At 64.4% G+C, this 18,144-nt stretch carries 24 protein-coding genes; 11 read left to right on the top strand and 13 right to left on the bottom strand.

Translation table 11 applies throughout. The features are described from left to right. Positions 1–31: 31 nt before the first annotated feature. The gene (locus ACSC1P_RS03750) at positions 32–436 is read left to right on the top strand and encodes a hypothetical protein (RefSeq protein ID WP_435358791.1); all 405 of its coding nucleotides are present in this window, start codon (positions 32–34) and stop codon (positions 434–436) included. 16 nt (positions 437–452) lie between these two features. Here ACSC1P_RS03750 and ACSC1P_RS03745 read toward each other — a convergent pair whose 3' ends face one another. Continuing rightward, positions 453–1,121 (bottom strand): dienelactone hydrolase family protein, encoded by a 669-nt coding sequence (locus tag ACSC1P_RS03745; protein ID WP_435358790.1) that lies wholly within the window; start codon positions 1,119–1,121, stop codon positions 453–455. Between the two features lie 92 nt (positions 1,122–1,213). After that, complete coding sequence (locus ACSC1P_RS03740) at positions 1,214–1,549, bottom strand: ribbon-helix-helix protein (RefSeq protein ID WP_435358789.1); 336 nt, start codon at positions 1,547–1,549, stop codon at positions 1,214–1,216. 119 nt (positions 1,550–1,668) lie between these two features. On the opposite strand from ACSC1P_RS03740, the gene ACSC1P_RS03735 reads away from it, so the two are divergent. The 4 genes from ACSC1P_RS03735 (at position 1,669) to ACSC1P_RS03720 (ending at position 5,312) form a co-directional block, all read left to right on the top strand. Next, positions 1,669–2,595 carry an HhH-GPD family protein gene (locus ACSC1P_RS03735; RefSeq protein WP_435358788.1) on the top strand — a complete coding sequence of 309 codons (927 nt, stop codon included), beginning with the start codon at positions 1,669–1,671 and terminating at the stop codon, positions 2,593–2,595. A 200-nt stretch (positions 2,596–2,795) separates the two neighbouring features. Beyond that, complete coding sequence (locus ACSC1P_RS03730; protein WP_435358787.1) at positions 2,796–3,746, top strand: dimethylarginine dimethylaminohydrolase family protein; 951 nt, start codon at positions 2,796–2,798, stop codon at positions 3,744–3,746. 136 nt (positions 3,747–3,882) lie between these two features. Next, on the top strand, positions 3,883–4,659 hold the full coding sequence (locus ACSC1P_RS03725; RefSeq protein ID WP_435358786.1) for a helix-turn-helix transcriptional regulator: 777 nt from the start codon (positions 3,883–3,885) through the stop codon (positions 4,657–4,659). 71 nt (positions 4,660–4,730) lie between these two features. Beyond that, complete coding sequence (locus tag ACSC1P_RS03720; RefSeq protein ID WP_435358785.1) at positions 4,731–5,312, top strand: NADPH-dependent FMN reductase; 582 nt, start codon at positions 4,731–4,733, stop codon at positions 5,310–5,312. A 16-nt stretch (positions 5,313–5,328) separates the two neighbouring features. Here the strand turns inward: ACSC1P_RS03720 and ACSC1P_RS03715 are convergent, their stop codons facing one another. Further along, positions 5,329–6,036: a hypothetical protein gene (locus ACSC1P_RS03715; protein ID WP_435358784.1), complete on the bottom strand. Its 708-nt coding sequence runs from the start codon at positions 6,034–6,036 to the stop codon at positions 5,329–5,331. 174 nt (positions 6,037–6,210) lie between these two features. Here ACSC1P_RS03715 and ACSC1P_RS03710 point away from each other — a divergent pair, with 174 nt between their 5' ends. Next, positions 6,211–6,798: a thymidine kinase gene (locus ACSC1P_RS03710; protein ID WP_435358783.1), complete on the top strand. Its 588-nt coding sequence runs from the start codon at positions 6,211–6,213 to the stop codon at positions 6,796–6,798. Then, on the top strand, positions 6,799–7,401 hold the full coding sequence (locus tag ACSC1P_RS03705) for a YIP1 family protein (RefSeq protein WP_435358782.1): 603 nt from the start codon (positions 6,799–6,801) through the stop codon (positions 7,399–7,401). A 19-nt stretch (positions 7,402–7,420) separates the two neighbouring features. Here the strand turns inward: ACSC1P_RS03705 and ACSC1P_RS03700 are convergent, their stop codons facing one another. Further along, on the bottom strand, positions 7,421–8,470 hold the full coding sequence (locus tag ACSC1P_RS03700; RefSeq protein WP_435358781.1) for a DNA-methyltransferase: 1,050 nt from the start codon (positions 8,468–8,470) through the stop codon (positions 7,421–7,423). A gap of 222 nt (positions 8,471–8,692) precedes the next feature. Between ACSC1P_RS03700 and ACSC1P_RS03695 the strand changes: the two genes are divergently transcribed. Continuing rightward, a complete protein-coding gene (locus tag ACSC1P_RS03695; protein ID WP_435358780.1) occupies positions 8,693–8,974 on the top strand; it encodes a twin-arginine translocase TatA/TatE family subunit in 282 nt (93 codons plus the stop codon). Between the two features lie 104 nt (positions 8,975–9,078). Here the strand turns inward: ACSC1P_RS03695 and ACSC1P_RS03690 are convergent, their stop codons facing one another. Next, the gene (locus tag ACSC1P_RS03690) at positions 9,079–9,507 is read right to left on the bottom strand and encodes a DUF7344 domain-containing protein (RefSeq protein ID WP_435358779.1); all 429 of its coding nucleotides are present in this window, start codon (positions 9,505–9,507) and stop codon (positions 9,079–9,081) included. 127 nt (positions 9,508–9,634) lie between these two features. Between ACSC1P_RS03690 and ACSC1P_RS03685 the strand changes: the two genes are divergently transcribed. Beyond that, complete coding sequence (locus ACSC1P_RS03685; RefSeq protein WP_435358778.1) at positions 9,635–9,844, top strand: hypothetical protein; 210 nt, start codon at positions 9,635–9,637, stop codon at positions 9,842–9,844. A gap of 25 nt (positions 9,845–9,869) precedes the next feature. Here ACSC1P_RS03685 and ACSC1P_RS03680 read toward each other — a convergent pair whose 3' ends face one another. Beyond that, entirely contained in the window at positions 9,870–10,475 is a 606-nt protein-coding gene (locus ACSC1P_RS03680; RefSeq protein WP_435358777.1) for a cupin domain-containing protein, read from the bottom strand. Between the two features lie 400 nt (positions 10,476–10,875). Between ACSC1P_RS03680 and hisD the strand changes: the two genes are divergently transcribed. Then, entirely contained in the window at positions 10,876–12,156 is a 1,281-nt protein-coding gene (gene hisD / locus ACSC1P_RS03675) for a histidinol dehydrogenase (protein ID WP_435358776.1), read from the top strand. Positions 12,157–12,182: 26 nt separating this feature from the next. Here hisD and ACSC1P_RS03670 read toward each other — a convergent pair whose 3' ends face one another. After that, on the bottom strand, positions 12,183–13,415 hold the full coding sequence (locus tag ACSC1P_RS03670; protein ID WP_435358775.1) for a PAS domain-containing protein: 1,233 nt from the start codon (positions 13,413–13,415) through the stop codon (positions 12,183–12,185). A 64-nt stretch (positions 13,416–13,479) separates the two neighbouring features. On the opposite strand from ACSC1P_RS03670, the gene ACSC1P_RS03665 reads away from it, so the two are divergent. Beyond that, a complete protein-coding gene (locus tag ACSC1P_RS03665) occupies positions 13,480–13,845 on the top strand; it encodes a HesB/IscA family protein (RefSeq protein WP_435358774.1) in 366 nt (121 codons plus the stop codon). Between the two features lie 43 nt (positions 13,846–13,888). Here the strand turns inward: ACSC1P_RS03665 and ACSC1P_RS03660 are convergent, their stop codons facing one another. The 6 genes from ACSC1P_RS03660 to ACSC1P_RS03635 form a co-directional block, all read right to left on the bottom strand. Further along, positions 13,889–14,455, bottom strand: coding sequence for a hypothetical protein (locus ACSC1P_RS03660; RefSeq protein ID WP_435358773.1), 567 nt, complete (start codon positions 14,453–14,455; stop codon positions 13,889–13,891). A 195-nt stretch (positions 14,456–14,650) separates the two neighbouring features. Beyond that, entirely contained in the window at positions 14,651–14,851 is a 201-nt protein-coding gene (locus ACSC1P_RS03655; protein WP_435358772.1) for a dodecin, read from the bottom strand. A gap of 34 nt (positions 14,852–14,885) precedes the next feature. Next, positions 14,886–15,482: a hypothetical protein gene (locus ACSC1P_RS03650; protein ID WP_435358771.1), complete on the bottom strand. Its 597-nt coding sequence runs from the start codon at positions 15,480–15,482 to the stop codon at positions 14,886–14,888. Between the two features lie 71 nt (positions 15,483–15,553). Further along, positions 15,554–16,213 carry a DUF2238 domain-containing protein gene (locus ACSC1P_RS03645; protein ID WP_435358770.1) on the bottom strand — a complete coding sequence of 220 codons (660 nt, stop codon included), beginning with the start codon at positions 16,211–16,213 and terminating at the stop codon, positions 15,554–15,556. Continuing rightward, positions 16,210–16,941, bottom strand: coding sequence for a hypothetical protein (locus ACSC1P_RS03640; RefSeq protein WP_435358769.1), 732 nt, complete (start codon positions 16,939–16,941; stop codon positions 16,210–16,212). The genes ACSC1P_RS03645 and ACSC1P_RS03640 overlap by 4 nt, the downstream gene beginning before the upstream one ends. A gap of 44 nt (positions 16,942–16,985) precedes the next feature. Next, the gene (locus tag ACSC1P_RS03635; protein WP_435358768.1) at positions 16,986–17,969 is read right to left on the bottom strand and encodes a metal-dependent hydrolase; all 984 of its coding nucleotides are present in this window, start codon (positions 17,967–17,969) and stop codon (positions 16,986–16,988) included. Positions 17,970–18,144 lie beyond the last annotated feature (175 nt).

Genomic DNA, 18,144 nt, shown 5'->3' with positions numbered 1-18,144 from the left:
TCTTGATGTGTTCAGCGGCCGTTACTCTCTCGTGCAACTCTCTCGGCGACAGTTACTCGGGAGCGTCTCGCTCGCGCTGGTTACGGGGCTCGCGGGCTGTACCTTCGCTGCCGACTTCGGCGGCGAGTCTGCTGGCACTCTGTTCGTCGACCTCCACAACGAGGGCGAGACGCCGACGACCGTGACCGTCTCGCTCCGAGACGAGGCCGGCACCGTCGTCGACGAGTGGCCGGCGACGGTCGTCCCGGCGGGCACTACTGACACGTTCCGGTTCGACCGAACTGGCGGACCGTACGAAGTCGTGGTCGATGCCGACGGCTTCGCGTCGAGCAGTCGCTGGGAACTCGGTGACTGTGCGGAAGCACGGTTCGTGACTCGCTGGGGTGAAGCCGACGGTAAACCGTTCACGGCCGTCGTCACCAAGTGCGACGACTGAGTCGGAAAAGCGACGGTCAGGCGACGGTCCGCCGTCGTTCGGTGGCGCGCTGGAAGTGCCGGTCGTACCACGCGACGGCCAGTGCGGTCACCTCGTCGAGTGCGCCCGGCTGCTCGAACAGGTGGCCCGCGCCCGGGACGACGGCCAGTTCTTTCTCGCAGTCGAGTCGCTCGAACGCTCGCCGGTTCAGGGTGTAGACGTTCTCGTCGTCGCCACCGACCACGAGGAGCGTCGGCGTCTGGACCGAGTCCAGCGCTTCGCGTGCGAGGTCGACCCGGCCACCGCGAGAGACTATCGCGGCGACCTCCTCGCACTCTGCTGCCGCGCAGAGTGCCGCTGCCGCACCAGTACTGGCACTGAAGTAGCCGAGCGGCAGGGCTCGGCACTCGTCGCGTGAAGCGACGACCCGCGTCGCCGCGACGAGTCGGTCAACGAGTTCGGGGATGTCGAACCGGCGTTCGCGCTCTCGGTCCTCCTCGAGTGTGAGCAGGTCGAAGAGGAACGTCCCGAACCCTTCCTCGCGCAACGTCGCCGCCACGGCGTTGTTGCGCGGACTGCGTCGGCTACTCCCGCTTCCGTGTGCGAACAGGACGACACCGGTCGCGCCCGTCGGGACGAACAGTTCACCCTGGAGCGTGACACCGTCTGTCGGCACATCGACGACCTGTCTCGGTGCGACTGCCATGCGGCTACTTAGTGCGTGTCGAGCATGAGCACGGACCTTGACCCACCAAATTGGTTATCTACGGGTTGGTAGGCGGGTCCTACCACGAAGAATCAGAACTGGCGGCGCGGGTCCTGTCCGCCGGGTGCGCCCTGATAGGCACCCATCCCACCGGCGTCGTCGAAGGACATCCCGGAGAGGTACTCCTCGAAGGTGACGTCGTATTCGGCACGCAGGTGGAAGTCGAGCTGCCCGTTTCGTGTGTTCATCTGGAAGAACTGGTGGACCGCCTGTTTCACCAGGTCGTTGGCGTCCGTCCCCAGCCCGGTCGCGAGCATCGCCAGTTCCATGCGGGTCTGGCGGTCGAGGTCTGCCTCGAACGTCGCGAGGTCCGCGTAGGTTCGTTCGACGTCCGCTTCGAGTTCGCCGATTTCGTTCACGTCGGTCATACTCAGAGAGATGTCGGGATGCTTAATGCGGGTTACTCAGGCGTGTTGGGGGTTCCGCTCGGTGAGGTCTTTGACCCTGAAACAGCACGTTGAAACGACCACGGGACCGACCACGCCACATGACCACGGCCGAGGAGTGGACGTTTCCCGAAGAGACAGATATCGACGCGGTTCGGGACGCGCTAGTCGAGTGGTACGAGGCCGACCATCGCCAGTATCCGTGGCGCGAGACCGACGACGCCTACCCGATTCTCGTCTCCGAGGTGATGAGCCAGCAGACGCAACTGGACCGCGTCGAGAAAGCGTGGTACGATTTCTTAGACGAGTGGCCGACCGTCGAGGCCCTCGCCGACGCCGACCGCGCCGATGTGGTCGGCTTCTGGACCGACCACTCGCTCGGCTACAACAATCGCGCGAAGTACCTCCACGAAGCGGCGAAGCAGGTCGTGGACGAGTACGACGGCTCGTTCCCCGAGACGCCCGACGAGTTACAGGAGCTGATGGGTGTCGGCCCGTACACGGCCAACGCCGTCGCCTCGTTCGCGTTCAACACCGGCGACGCCGTCGTCGACACGAACGTCAAACGAGTACTGTACCGCGCCTTCGACGCCCCGGACGACGACGCCGTGTTCGAGTGGGCCGCGAGCGACCTCATGCCCGACGGCGAATCACGCGTCTGGAACAACGCCATCATGGAACTGGGCGGCGTCGCCTGCGAGAAGACGCCGAGTTGTGACGAAGCGTCGTGTCCGTGGCGCACGTGGTGTCACGCGTACGAATCCGGTGACTTCACCGCACCCGACGTGCCGACCCAGCCGAGTTTCGAGGGGAGTCGACGACAGTTTCGCGGCCGCATCGTCTCGGCGCTTCGGGAACACGACGAACTGGCACTCGATACGCTCGGCCACCGGATTCGCGTCGACTACTCGCCAGACGGCGAGTACGGCCGCGAGTGGCTCCAGGGACTGCTCGCAGACTTGACCGACGACGAATTGGTCGAGGTCGTCGAACCCGCGGACGAGCCAGTTGCACGTCTTCAGCGCTGACTAACCGTCGGGTAGCGGTCATTGTGGACAAATAACATGATTTTTCGAGACGGAGTGTCTCAAAGCATCTCTAAAAAGTGGCCACACAGCCATAACTTGGCTCCAAAACAGTACAATCGGAAACTCATTCGAGATTAGCCTTCGTGTAACGGGTTGGAATAGGCGAAGTAATTATACAATAGAGATTCGATAGTCGAATCATGTCCACGGATGCCACACCGGTGTTCGACGAAACACAGCCCTGTTCACTCTCGCTCGGTGACCTCGCCTACCGCCCCTCACACTCGACGCTCGTGCTCGTCCGACCCACGTACTTCGACGTGCGATACAACATCAACCCGTACATGGGTGGCCACGTCGACGGCGACCGGGCGATGGCACAATGGGAAGAACTCAGGGACGTGTTCGAGCGCCACACCGACGACGTGACTGTCCTGGACCCCACGACGACGTGGGACGACGTTCGCGGCGACGAGTCGGTTCGAGGTGAGGACATCGTCCACCCGGAACAGCTTCCCGACATGGTGTTCAGCGCGAACCACGGGCTGGCGACGCCGGACGGGACGGGTGTCGTCCTCGCCAGAATGGCGACCGAGGAGCGTGCGGGCGAACCAGCACACTTCGCCTCGTGGTGTCGGTCCGAAGGCTACGACGTGCTGGAAGCACCGGCCTGTCGGTTCGAGGGAACTGGCGACGCCATCTGGCACCCCGGCAAGGAACTACTCTGGGGTGGGTACGGGATTCGGAGCGACAAAGAGGCGTACGACGACCTCTCGGCGCGACTCGACGTGCCAGTCATCACGCTCGAACTGACGAGCGAGCACTACTACCACCTCGACGTTTGCTTCGCGCCACTGGACGAGACGACGGTACTCATTCAACCGGAAGCGTTCACCGACGACGGGTTGCAGACGATACACGCGATGTTCGAGCGCGTCCTCGAAGTGCCCCGCGCGGAGTCACGAAACGGACTCGCGTGTAACTGCACCGCACTCGACGACGGCACGGTCGTCCTCGGCGCTGGGAACCCGCTGACGGAGAACATCCTCTCCGACGCGGGCTACCGGCCAGTGCCGGTCGAGACGGGCGAGTTCCAGAAGGCAGGCGGCTCGGTCTGTTGTCTGAAACTCCAACTCGGGCCGACCGCCTGAGCCACACAGGTCGTGCAGGAAAGTATTCGACTCAGACGACACTTCGATTGAAACGACGTACTGGCTGCCACGAACGTCAGCTTCGGCGACTCGTCTACCATAATAAGTATGTCAACCCGCCCATTTCGTAGGTTGTATGGGTGGGTTCCGAGGCGACGATACGTTGGCGCTCGTTGCCAAGCGACAGGTATTCCTCTCGTCTCTCTCCGAGGGGCCGAAGGAAAAACCGGCGCTTGCTGATGATTGCGGCGTCGCACGGTCGACGGTCGACCGGGCGATACGCGAACTGACGGCGGCAGAGTTGGTCGAACGTGGCGACTGTGGGTACGAACTGAGTGTCTCCGGCAGACTGGTGTACGAAGAGTTCAGCGAGTGTCAGCGTTCGCTCGACGCCATCGCAGAGACTCGCGACGTCCTGGACATGCTCCCCCGGGCCGACCTCGTCGACCCGGTGATGCTGGTCGGTGCCGAGGTAACGCGCGCCGACATCCACGCGCCGGACCGTGGCATCCGCGAGACGGTCGACCTGATGTCCGATGCGGTTCGGGTCCGTGGCGTCTCACCGGCCGCACACGCGGCCTACGTCGAAGCGTTCGACGAACGCATCTACGGTGCGGGAATGCAGGTCCAACTCGTGTTCACACCCGACGTGTTCACCGAATTGGCGACGACTTACGCCGAGTACATGGAGACCGACCTCCCCGACTACGTCACCCTGTACCAGATCGACGAACTCCCACCGTTGGGGATCATGCTGGTCGAACACGCCGACGGGACCGAGGAGGCGAGTTTCGGCGTATACACCGCGAACGGCGTACAGGCAGTCGTTCGAAACACGTCCGACGAGGCGGTTTGTTGGGCCGAGCAGCGGTTCGAAGCGATTCGCGAGCAAGCGACCGAGTTCAAGTTGTGAGTACGCGACCCGAGCGAGGAGCGAGGCGGCGCTGACGAGGCTATTTATCCCGAGCGGACGTCCGTCCGTTCATGACCGACGACGTACACGTCATCGCTATCTGTGGCAGTCTTCGGGACGAGAGTTACACCCGGGTCGCGCTCGAACACGCACTTTCAGCCGCGAGCGACGTGGGTGCGTCTACGACGCTGGTCGACCTCCGCGAGTACGACCTGCCCGTGTTCGACGCGGACGACGACGACGCGGGCGACGCGCCAGAACTCACTGCAACCGTCCGTGACGCCGATGCCGTGTTGCTGGGGTCGCCGATGTATCACGGCTCGTACGCGTCACCGCTGAAGACGGCGCTCGACTACTGTGGCTTCGAGGAGTTCGAGGACAAGACGGTCGGCCTACTCGCCGTCTCTGGCGGTAGCTTTCCGGTGACTGCACTCGAACACCTTCGGTCGGTCTGTCGGGCACTGAACGCGTGGGTCATCCCGCATCAGGCGGCGATTCCGAAGGCGTCCGGGGCGTTTGCCGACGGGGAGTTCGTCGATTCCGGACTGGAAAAGCGCGTGCGGACGCTCGGGGAACGGGCGGTCCAGTACGCCAACATCGAACCGGACCCGGCGTCGTTCGAGAGTCGCGAGAACGTCGGGGCGAAAGAGTAGCGTCGTCGGGTCGGCGTCAGGCCCACTCCAACTGCTCGATGACGGCTTCGCGGACCGTCATCCGCGCTCTGGAACTCCGGATGGCGAGCCGGACCGCCATCGCGTGCGCGAACAGGAGTGCGACCGACAGCACCACGACCCCGATGACGGCGGGATAGTCGAGGACGAGCGCCGGGATTCGCGCCTGTACGGCGACAGGAACTTTCGTCAGTGCGAGCGCCGGTTCGGTGACGAACGCCAGCAGGACGCTCGCACCGACGGTCTCGGCGAGGCCGACGCCGACTGCCCCCGACCGGAACAGTCGGTCGAACAGGCCCCGCTGGGCGTGGACGTTCACAGAGACCGTGTGGAGGAGGACTGAAACGAGGGCCAGCGTCGCACCTGCCAGTGCGACGCCACGGATGCCACCGACGTACTGCGCGACGAACACCCACGCGGTGAGCAGAACTCCCTGAAAGGCTACCAGCAACCCGATTCTGTGGACGGGAAGTCGTAGGCGAAAGCCGTTGACCAGCACGTCTGTGAGGACACCGGCCAGCAAGAGCCCACACCCGAGAACCACCGCAGCGAGGACGGTCGGCCGCGGCGCGGACGCCGGCAGCCGGTCGAGTGCCCACGTCGGCATCCCGAGCGTCAGTCCGAGCCAGACGCCGAGTGTGACGGTCTCGACGACCGTGACCGAACACAGTCCCCCCAACAGTTTCAGCGAACGAAGAACCCCCATGTCGGTGGACAGTACGCTATCTGAGAGGGTAACTATTCGCGAGAGGTAAGGCAGTTGAGGCGGCGAAACGGGCTTTCGAGTCGGTGGCTACGCGCCAGGAATCTGTGACCCGAGTGCCCAGTCAGGACGGCGAAATAAGCAACCGTTTTGGGGGTCCAAAGTGGCAGTGAACCTATGCACGCCATCACGAACAGCGGCTGGGTGGAGGTCATCACGGGGAGTATGTTCTCCGGGAAGACCGAGGAGTTGCTCCGCCGACTCCGACGGGCCGAAATCGCCGGACAGGAGGTCGCAGTGTTCACGCCAGAACTCGACCACCGCTACGGCGAGGAGGCCATCGGTTCGCACGGTGGACGGACGTGGCACGCCGTCGCCGTCGAGTCCGAGGGCGATGGGCTCTGGAACGCCCTCGACCACCTGAACGGGGAACAGGTCGTCGCCATCGACGAAGCGAACTTCTTCGGCCCGGAACTGGTCACCCTCTGCGAACACCTCGCGGACGACGGCCGTCGGGTCATCGTCTCGGGACTGGACCAGACGTTCCGCGGCGAGCCGTACGAACCGGTCCCGCAGTTGATGGCCATGGCTGAGTACGTCGAGAAGCTACAGGCAATCTGCGTCGAGTGCGGCGAGCCCGCGACGCGCAACCAGCGACTCGTCGATGGGGAACCGGCACACCGGGACGACCCGACGACGCTCGTCGGCGCAGAGGAGTCCTACGAGGCGCGCTGTCGGAGCTGTCACACCATCCGGAGCGAGTAGATGACCCAGTGGACCGAGAACCCGTCGGGCGGGCGCGACCGCGGGCCAGCCGCCCTCATCCGGGCATGGGCCGAAGTGCTGGTCCGCCCTCGGCGGTTCTTCGCGACGGGCGTGGCCCCCGGCGACCAGGCACCGGGACTCGTCTTCGCCATGACGGTCGTCCTCGTCGAAGAACTGGTCCGTTTCGCGCTCGTCCCGGACGCCTTCCCCATCGTCGCAGGGAACGAACTACTTTCAGCGACCCTCTGGCTCGCTCTGGCAGTGCTGTTCGTCACGCCAGCGGCGCTCCACCTCGTCGCGGCGCTACAGACGCTGTTGCTCATCCCGACGGCCAGCGAGCGTCGAGGGGTGAGTGAGACGGTCCAGATTCTCGGTTACGCGACCGCGCCGTGTGTGGTCGCTGGCGTCCCGGACCCCCGCGTCAGAGCCGTCGTGGGCATCTGGGGAGCAGTCTTACTCGTCGTCGGGCTGATGACGGTCCACGGCCTGCGCTGGAAACGGGCGACGCTCGTCGGCGCGATTCCCGCCAGTCTCGCGTTCGGGCTCGGCTTTCGAGCGTTCGACGCCATCGGGACACTGTTCCGGCAGTGGTCCGTCATCTAAGCAGGAAACCGTGCGACGCTCACCGCGGGTCGTAGTCGACGAGATAGCCCTCGTCGGTCTCACGCAGTGACGTAGCCTCGTAGAAGCGAATCTGCTGTTCTTGTTTCGTCACGACCGGGAAACCGTAGTGTTCGCTCTCGTAGTCGGCGTCCGCGGTGTTCGCGGTGTCGTCCCACCGGTCGCTGGCGAACTCGCGATGACGGTCGAGTCGTTCGTCCACGACCGCCGCCGATTTCTCGGGGAGGTTTTCGACACGGTCGTCGAACGTCGCGGCGATGCCGGGGTCGAGTTCGTAGCCGACGGAGTCACGGCCAGAAAGCATCGCCGCGAGGGTGGTCGTTCCAGTGCCCCAGAACGGGTCGAGGACGGTGTCGCCGTACACCGAGTACATGTTCACCAGCCGGTACGGAATCTCGACTGGGTACGCACCCGAGCGATTGCGGCCGCCGTCGTCGCCTGCGAGCGACTGGAACGTCCCGGTGATGTCGGTCCACACGTCGGAGAACCACGCGTTTCGTTCCTCCCAGAAGTACGCACTCTCGTAGCGTCGTTCGCTCTTCGGTTCGAACGACCGGGAGGTCTGTCCTTTCCGGAAGACGAGGATGTACTCGTGTTCGAGCGTCACGTAGGCGTTCGTCGGCAACATTCCCGACCCCATGAACTTGCTCGCTTTGTTCGTCGGTTTGCGCCAGAGCACGTCCGGCAGCGGTTGGAAGCCGAGGTCTGTCAGCTGTTCGACCACGCGAGCGTGGTTCGGGTACTGCGAGAACGAGCCGTCGAGGCTGCGTGTCGCGTCGCCGACGTTCAGACAGACGATACCGCCCGGGCGGACGACTCGGTCGAGTTCGTCCCAGACGGTCGCCAGTTCGGCGTGCATCAGGTCGAACGCGGTCCCCCCGTCACCAGCAGCCAGCGCGTCCTCGATGGCCGGGTTCATGGCGACGAACGTCTCGTCCCACATCTCGATCATCGGGTACGGCGGCGACGTGACGACGAGGTCGACGGACTCGGCCTCGATAGCGGCCATGTCGCGGGCGTCGCCGACGGTACAGACGTGCTGGCTCTCCATCTAATCGGTCGTCCATCGGTACCAGCGAACCCCACGTAAACCTGTGCATCTGCCACAGACAGAATGTGTCACGTTACGTGTGGTAGTGGGGCAGTAACTCGGTTTCTAAACGTACAATCGAAGGGCAACTCGGTGACTATCACGTAATTTGAGTAGCAAGAAAGCTATCATATGTCCAATATGCTTATCTCCTCTGACGGCGTAGTACAGGGTGATAGGATTATGACAATACCGCTATTCATCGGGGGAATAGGCGGCCCTGAACTCATCGTCATCTTCCTCCTCGTGATTCTACTCTTCGGCGCGGACAAACTGCCGAAGCTGGCACGAGCGAGCGGTGAAGCGATGGGTGAGTTCCAGAAGGGACGCGAAGAAATCGAGCAAGAGCTCGAAGACGCACGGACGAAGGCGACCGAGAGTACGACCACCTCCACGGACGAGGAGACGGTCACCGGCGACATCGAGACGGAGACCGACTCCGAGACCGACGCCTCGCCGGCCTGAACTGACCGCGACGACGACTCCGATTTTCTGGCGACTATGCTACCGAGACGACAGTATCACCGAAACGAGACGATATAGCGACGCAGTCACGGCGATGGCGCGTCTCACAGCGATGGCGTGTCTGCCAGCCATGCTGGCCCGTCGGTCTGCACCACCTTGTCGTTGAGCGGCGAGAACAGTGGTAACTCCCGTGCCCGGTCGGTCAGGCGAATCTGTTCGGCTTCGTCGTCGCATACGACGAGTCCCGCGTCGAGTAGCTCGGGGACGTGTTCTCGCTTGAGGCGTGCGTGTGCGTCCCGGTACGCGACCGAGTTTTCGGAGTTTTCGTCGACCGAGTCAGTAAGGTCTGCGTCCGTATCGCACGCCAGATATCGAGGCGGGCCAGAGAGGTACACCGCGAGTTCGGCAAGCGAAGCTTCGCGGTCCAGTCGGTCGAGATACGACAGGACGTGCCGACGCATCGTCGATTCGAGGACTCGCTCTATGGCCTCCCACTCGTCTGAAATCGTACTCCCCCGCTCTCCCCCAGACATACACACAGTTCCTCGGCGAGCGACATCGCGCCGCCGCTTTATATACACGGCTACTCATATGCTATCCCGTAGCAAGGGGTCGCGGCGAACCCAAAACCCATTAGCGAACCGCGACCGAGTCCAGCGTATGAACCGGGACACGTACGTCACGCTCTCGTTCGTCGCGTTCGGACTGGTCGTGGTGAGCTTCGTCGTCCTCGGCGTGAGTCGCATCTTCCTCGGCTACGGGACGGCCAAGTACCTCTCGGCACCGTTCGGTCTCGTGGCGTTCGTCCTCGTCGTCGTGCTGTTTCTCGACGGTGTCCGAACGACCGTGCTCGGAACGCGCGACGAGTGAGTCCTGCGTCGACAGGAAGCGTCGGTCAGTCGTCGAAGTCGAACCGTTCTCTGGCGTACACGTCGTCTCCATCCGTCGTCGTCTCGCCGGTCGCGACGTAGCCGTAGGAGAAACACTCGTCGTCCGGGTATACGTGCAGTGACCGACTTCTGACGGGACTGTACACCGCGTGAACCTCGTTCTCGCGCGGGTCGACCACGGCTGCTTCTCCGGGGTCGGTCACGTCGGCGTCGACGACCGACAGTGTGTAGCGGTCGTCGGTGTCGTCTTCGGCGTCCGTCGCCACCGGTTCGGCGGCCATGTCGACGACGTGCAACGACCCGTCGACCAGCACCTCGAAGCAGGGTCGACCGTGGTGTTCGTGCGCGGGCAGGCTGTACCCCGGCGGCCACTCCATGTATCTGATGACGTGACGACCGGGGTCGCCGACGACTTTCGTCCGCGTGTAGTCGTCCGACGGTGCGTGGTCGGCCTCGACGCCGTCGAAGAACTCTGGGTCCGCCATCGCTCGCTGGAGGACTGCCGGTCCCTCCTCGACGAACGCGTCGTCGCTCTGGTCGACGAGGTCGCCGAGTCGCTCGTATACCGCCCGGACCTGGTCGTTCGGGGCACGGAGGGCGTGCTGGCTCATGGGACGATATTGCCGCAATCGGTGAAAAGTGTATCCCGGTCTGTGGACGCGTTGACTGTTCGTACTGTGGTCGGTCCTCTTTGCATCTGGTGGAGGAGTCGTCGCTACAAGTGCACATATCGAGAATGGGTCTATTACTGCTGGTGTACATGACCGCTGCCACAGCCTCCCCAACCGACTCGCCGCTCGCCTTCGGCGAGACGGCTCATCCCTCGCGCGGTATCTGCTCGCTGTCTCGCGCTGCGAGACACGCTCACCAGCGCGCGCCAGTGCGGCTGGCACGAAGACAGTCGACTACCAGAAAACGGCTACAGTCGCCCGGAATCGGCGTCGAGTCACGCCACTGGCGACGTCGGCCGGGTACGGAACCGTTTTTCCGCGGGCACCCGAATCGGGTGGCATGAACGTCAAGAACGTCGCGGACCTCGGTCCCTCGGAGCGTCGTGCGCTGTTCGAGCGCGACGCGGGCATCGAGGCCGTCCGCAGCGATGTCGAGGACATCGTCACGACAGTCCGAGAAGAGGGCGACGTGGCGGTCAGGAACTACAGCCGAGAGTTCGACGACGTGGAGGTCGCGAACCTCTCCGTGGCAGACGAGGCCGAGCGCGCCTACGACGGACTGGACGAGTCGATGCGCGAGACCATCGAGACGGCCGCGGCGAACGTCCGTGAGTTCCACGAGCGACAGGTGCCGGAGGACTGGCGCGACCAGTTCGGCGACGGCGAGGGCGTCCGCGAACTGGGTCGACGCTTCCGCCCGCTCAAGCGCGTCGGCGTGTACGCCCCCGGGGGAACCGCCGCGTATCCCTCGTCGGCCATCATGGGCGTCGTCCCGGCGAAGGTCGCCGGTGTGGACGAAATCGTCGTCTGCACGCCGCCGGCCGAGGAGATGAACCCCGTCACGCTGGCAGCCATCCACGCGGCCGGCGCGGACGAAGTGTACGCCGTCGGTGGCGCGCAGGCAGTCGCTGCGATGGCCTACGGCACGGAATCCATCCCGGCCGTCCAGAAGGTCGCCGGGCCGGGTAATCGCTGGGTCACGGCCGCGAAAGGCATCGTCCAGGGCGACGTTGACATCGACTTCCTCGCCGGCCCCTCCGAGATTCTGGTCCTCGCCGACGAGACGGCAGAACCCGAGTTCGTCGCCGCCGACCTCGTCGCACAGGCCGAACACGACTCGAACGCCTCCGTCGTCTGTGTGACCGACGACGAGGAAACCGCCGAGGCTGTCGCTGCGGCCGTCGACGAGCAGGCCACGGGCCGCGAACGCGAAGACACCATCCGCGAAGCACTGGCGAACGACGCCTCCGGCGTGTTCTGTGCCCGGTCGATGAGCGAAGCCATCCTGTTCGCCGAGGAGTACGCCGCAGAACACCTCACCATTCAGGCCGACGACGACGAGGCGCTGCTCGCGCGCATCACGAACGCCGGTAGCGTCTTCCTCGGGCCGTACACGCCCGTCGCGGCCGGTGACTACGCTTCGGGTACGAACCACGTCCTGCCGACCAACGGCGGTCCGAAACGCCACGGTGGTCTCTCGGTCGACCACTTCCTTCGCTCGACGACGGTGCAGCGACTCGACCGCGACGGACTCGACGAACTCGCCGAGACGGTGACGACACTCGCAGAAGCAGAAGGCCTCGAAGCACACGCAGAGAGCGTCCGTCGGCGACTGGACTAGCGCAATCCGGGCCGTCTCACTCGCGGCTAGTCCTGCGACGGTGGCTGTTCACTGTTCTCTCGCTCTTCGGTGTAGGCGACTGGGTCGAGGTCGATGTCGGCGTCGGCATCGACGCCGATGCCACAGATACCGATGGGTTCGTCGTCCCGGTCCGTGAGCAACGAGGCGGTGATTCGCCGCTGGAGCACTGTTCCAGACTTCGTCGGCACACCGGCGTCGTAGACGACCGTCTCACCGTCGTGGACGCGTTCGATGACGTTCGCGACCCGTTCTAAGTCCTCGTCGTCGAAGAAGTCGTCCACCTCGCGTTCGCGAATCTCCTCGGTCGTGTAGCCGGTTATTTCCTCGAACTCCCTGTTCCAGCGCATCGGCGAGCCGTCCAGATGTGACATGTAGAACGTGAACGGGAGTGAGTCGAGCGCAGCGTCGAACAGATCGCGCTCGGCCGCGAGTTCGCGTTCGGTCTGGCGTTGTTCGGTCACGTCCCGCGTGTTGACGACGAAGCCATCGATGGCCGGGTCGTCGAGTCGGTTCCGACCCTTGGATTCGAGGATGTGCCACGTCCCGTCGCCGTGCTGGAAACGGTACTCGACGGTCGGCGTGAGGTCGGCGTCGTCGATGGCTTCGTAGAAGGCATCGGCCACGGTGTTTTGGTCCTCCGGATGGACGTACTCGAACGCGCTCGTCCCGTCGAGTTCTTCTGGCCCGTACCCGAGTATCGTCGACGAAGCGGAGCTGATGAACTGGAAGTCCCCGTCTGTGTCGAGGACAGTCACGAGGTCGCTCGAGTGTTCGACGAGCGCACGGTACCGGTCACGACTCGCGCGCCGCTGGCGTTCTGCCCGTCGCTTTGCGACGGCGTTCTCGATACGGTTGGCGAGGACGACGTATCGGTCGGTCCCGCCACCCTTCTGCAGGTACTCGGTGACCCCAGCAGAGATGGCCCTGCTGGCGATTTCCTCGCTCCCCTTCCCAGTGAAGAGGATGAACGGGAGCTTCGGCTGGCGCTCTTGCACCGCCGCGAGGAAGGTCAGCCCGTCCATACCGGGCATGTCGTAGTCGCTCACGACGCAGTCGACGTTCGCGCCGTCGTCGAGGGAGGAAAGCGCGTCGGCAGCGGTCGTCTCCGTCCGCACGTCGATGTTTCCGTGCTCACGCTCTAACATGGTCTCTGTGAGGTCCAACAACGCCGAATCGTCGTCGACGTGAAGCACACGGATGGCTGCCGACATCTGTCGAGAGACGTTGCTCATCGGCATTGAAGCTATCGGCTATCCCCATCCGGCAACACAGTTAACACACGTCGAGACGATAGGTACACACATGAGTACGGGAACCGCGGACGGAGACGCGTCGCCTCGCATCACCGTGACGGAGGACGCCGTCAGCGAGGCCCTCGCGTTGTTGGAGGGCGAAGACATGGACACGGCGGTGGCTGGCCTTCGGCTGTTCGTCCAGCAGGGTGGCTGTGCGGGGCTCTCCTACGGGATGCGCTTCGACGACGAACCGGAGTCCGACGATACGGTCTTCGAACACGACGGCTTGCGTGTGTTCGTCGACCCGGCCAGTCTGAAGTACATCGGTGGGAGTGTCCTCGACTACGAAGGCGGCCTGCAGGGCGCTGGCTTCCACGTCGAGAACCCGAACGTCGTCAGCGAGTGTGGCTGTGGGGAGTCGTTCCGGACGTAGAAAACGGTCGAACGTATTTTTTCTTGTCTCGCAGTCGTCGCCGTTAGCGCCAGTCGCCACGCCGACGACCGGAGCAGCAGTCGATGTGGTCGGTCCCCGAGTACCCGTGGTCGCCGCTCTCGTCCCGCTCCCAGACTAGCGTCGCTCGCTCCTCGTCGCCGTCGAACCCTGCTTCGCGGAGTCGAAACAGGAGGACGAGGTCGTCGTGGCCGTCGCCGGTGAGGTCGTGTTCGAACGAGTGAGGGAGCGGGCGCGCGCCGTCGCCCGTCTCGATGGCCGCTGGGGCGCCGAATCGGTACCGCTCTGGCCGTTCCGTGGGGTCGAAAACGACCTGTTCACCGTGATGATCTTCGAATTCGACGTAGTGGACGGCGACAGGGACGACGCCGCGTGCACGCGAGATTCGGTTGGAGTCACGCCACGGCCGGACGTCGATAGAGAGGCTCTCGGGAAAGTGAGCGGTGGCGCTACCGGAGAGGAGCGGCACCGAGAGACCTGCGACAGCGACGCCACCGACAGTTCGTATGAGGCGTCGACGACCGATGGTTCCGACACGGGGGCCGTTCGCTGCTTCTTCTGACTGTTTCTGCGCTTCAGATTCGTTCGTCATCAACAGGTACAGTGACCCCCGGCCCACGTCTATCGATTATGGTCCATCAATCGAACAAAAATACGTCCTGATTCACACGTTCGTTTGGCCGTTTCCTACGAGGCGTGAGTACGAACGGCCGGTCACGCCTCATCCTCCGACCGATGCCCCGAATCGCATCGTGTGTGGAACGGTCGAGTTACCGACTGCGTCGTCTCACTCTTGCAGTTGGAATGCGACTTCGACCTCCGCCTGGTACTCGCGGTCGTCGGCTGTCGCGATTTCGACGCCGAGTTCTTTCACGTCTATCCAGTGGACGTTGTTGATGGTGTCCTGTGCACGGTCGATGGCGTTGTCTGCGGCCGCTTCGAAGCTCTCGTCGCTGGTGCCGATGAGTGTTATCTTCTTGAAGACCATTACGCGTGGTACCACTCGGCACAGCACCGTAAAGCTACCCCGCGCTGGCTGGCGAATCTGGGGTCGCTTCCCCGGGCGGTATCGGTTTCTCTCGGTCGGGCGGCCCACCGACGATAGAGACGCTGTCGGTTCCCGCGAACCCGTGTTTCCCACTCTCGTCGCCTTCCCAGACCAGTTTCGCGACGGTTTCGTCGCCGGTGAATCCCGTGTCCTCTACCGGGAAGAGCAAGACCAGGTCGGGAGAGCCATCACCGGACGCGTCGTGTTCGACCTCTGGCCACACCGGCCGCGCGCCGCCACCATCGTCGACCGCGGCGGGTGACCCGAAGCGGTATCGTTTCGGCCGTTTCACCGGGTCGAAGACCACCGTCTCACCGGCTTCGGTTTGGAACTCGGTGTAGTAGACGGCGACAGGGACGACACCGCGGCCATGTGGGTCGATGGTGTTCTCCTCGGTCCACGGGCGCACGTCGATGGTGAGTTTCTCTGGGTAGTGGGCCGCCGTGACCCCACTGAGCGTCGGCACGGCGAGGGTCGCTGCCAGTCCGGCGCTCCCGACCCGAAGGATGGTTCGTCTGTCGTAGCAGGGGGAATCTTCGTCGATTCCTCTGAATTCTGTGGAATCTGACATTCTACAACAGTGTAAGCGCTCACGGGGTCTATCGATTCTGGTGCGAAACCGAACACGATACCGGTGACCTGTCAGGGTGAATTATCTTCGAATCGACTGTGCATCGCACCGACCACGTCCGTGAGGTGTGCCTGTCCCCAGACCGCGACGACGATGCCACCGAGCATGTCGAACACGAGGTCGACCATGGTGTCTTCGACGCCGAACTGGGTGAGGACTGCCTTTCCGCCGAGGAGGTCCCCGAGCAAGCCGAGGACGAACTCCAGGACTTCCCAGAGGACACCGAAGGCCAGCACGAACGAGAGGACGAACACGAGAGTGAACTCCGGCGGCAGGTAGATGTCGTCGCGGTGGAGGTCGAGCGCCCGGACCGTCGCGTAGCCCGCAGCCGCGACCAGCGACGCCGAGAGGGTGTGCGTGACGTGGTCCCACCACGGCAGCGCGAGGTAGAGGTTCCTCGACATCCCGGGGAGGCCTGCGGTCCCGAGCGCGTGGAGGAACGCTGCGGCAGTTATCCACAGCGTCAACCCAGCGTCCATCGGTATCTCGTAGTCGCGTTCGAGGATGGCTGGCAGTTGTGTGACGCCGACGCCGACGCCGGCGTTCACTACGATGCCGACGTTTCCCTCGTACAGGCCGACGAAGAACAGGCCGACGAGCGACGTCTGCATCAGTCGCGTCACCGCGCGCTGGGTCGACTCGGAGACGCCGAAGAACTCCCTGACCTTCACTCGTCCGTCACCTCGTCGCCCCTGTCGCGGACACCGACGGCCGCGTCCGCCTCTGCGGCGGCCTCTTCGGCCGCGCTGCGTGCCCGCCGAGCGACCTGCTCGCGTCGGCGGAAGTACAGTTCGAAGGTGACACCGGCGAGGACGCCAGCGATGGTCGAGTAGACGAACTCCATCATCAGCAGGTCCAGTTGGTCCTCCGCGTAGAACGCCGTCCCGAAGTAGAGGTGTGAAACCCAGCGCAGGATGGCCCAGACGCCGGCCGCCGCGAGCGTCATGATGACGACGGTGAGGATGGCGAAGCCGACCGTCATCCGGACCGGCGTGAAGACGTGCAGTTCGACCGCGAGGATGAGCGCGAGTGCGCCGACCGAGAGATAGGTCGCGACGTTCTGGACCACTACAGTCGTCACGAGGACCTGCCCGAACTCGGGGATGGTCGCCAACTGCGTGGTGAATCCGCCGAGGAACACACCGGCGAGGACGCGGCCGACGATGGGCAAAGCAGCGATGAGCAGGACCTCCCACGGGAGCATCACGCGCGGGGACCGGTAGGCGACTGGTGGGACCAGTGCGACGGCGGCAACGACGACGGCGAAGGCGGCCCAGAGGAACTGTCCGGCGAGGAGTTCTTCCACCGCCGTGACCGCGACCACCACGACGAGCAGCCACGCCAGTCTGGCGTTCAGCCGGTGTTCTTCGAAGAGCCGAGAGAGGTCCTGCCCGGACATGGCAGGTGGTTCGGTACGCCTCCGTAAAAGGCTACCCGCCGGAATCACCCGACGACGAGGAGTCTGAGTGCGTACAGTGCGGTGTACGCCGCGAGTGCGACTGTCACCGTCGTCAGCCCGTTCAGAACCGCGGAGGCGAGCCGTGAACCGTCCCACTCGCGGCGGAGTCGCCGAAGCGAGGCGAGCAGTCGCGCCCGGGCCACGTCCGGAACCGCGAGGACCGTCCCGACGCCGAGGATGGAGAAGACGAAGTGGTACGACACGTCGAGCGTCGGCGGCGGCAGGACGAAGACGACCGCGGCGTAGGCGAGTCCTGCGAGCGCGCGCGGGTCGGGCCGGGGGTCGAGGGCAGTCAGGTCACGGACGACCCACAGTGCGAGCCACACGGTCGCGAGCTCGAGCGCGAACGCCCCGAGTAAGTGAAGTGTCGGGTCGCTGGCGAGGGCGACGCGCTCGCCGACGAGGACCGCATCGAGCGGCCACAGCATCGCCGGTGCTTCGCCCGTGAACAGGTCGCCCCACGGGTGGCTGGCGAGGCCGAAGAGCGCGAGGGCGACCGTCACAGGAGCCGAGAAGTCGGTCAGGTCGCGGACCGCAGCAGCCACGGCGGCGGCCGCGAGGACGAACGTCCCCATCACGACCGCACCGAGCAGGGCGTGTTTCGCCGCGGCGACCACGACGAGGCTGACGAACAGCGCGGTGCCGAGGACTCTGGCGATACGAGCGAAGCGGCCGCGGACGACCCAGCAGCCAGCGGCGAGCGCGGCGACCGGCGCGACCACGAGCGAGTGCGTCATCGCGCGGTGGACGAGTGTGCTCGCCGACCAGAAGGCGTTCGTCACGGCGAAGACGCCGGTGAGGTCCGCCTGTGCGAGGCCGACCAGTGCGTACACCATGTCCGCGTCGGGGACGACGGCGAATGCGCCAGCGATCACGCCAGCGAGCAACGCGCGGCGCTCGTCGCCGCCGACCGCTCTGGCACAGAGCGCGACGAGGGCGAAGGCGAGCAACGCGTGACCGACCATCATGTCTGACTCTGGTACGATGTGGGGCCGGATAAGCTACTCGCCGGTCGTGTTAGCTGGTCACTCACTGGGAACTGATTGACCAGTTCACACGGGAAAGACACGTGCCACGACCGTTCACCAACTTCTCTGTCTCTCGCCCTCACCACAGTCTCGAACCGCAGTGCATGTGAAATGG

Origin of the sequence: Haloarchaeobius caseinilyticus, assembly GCF_051207395.1 — an archaeon.
Taxonomy (GTDB): domain Archaea; phylum Halobacteriota; class Halobacteria; order Halobacteriales; family Natrialbaceae; genus Haloarchaeobius.
Note: the sequence above shows the minus strand (reverse complement) of the source record. Positions and strands in the feature narration are given on the sequence as shown.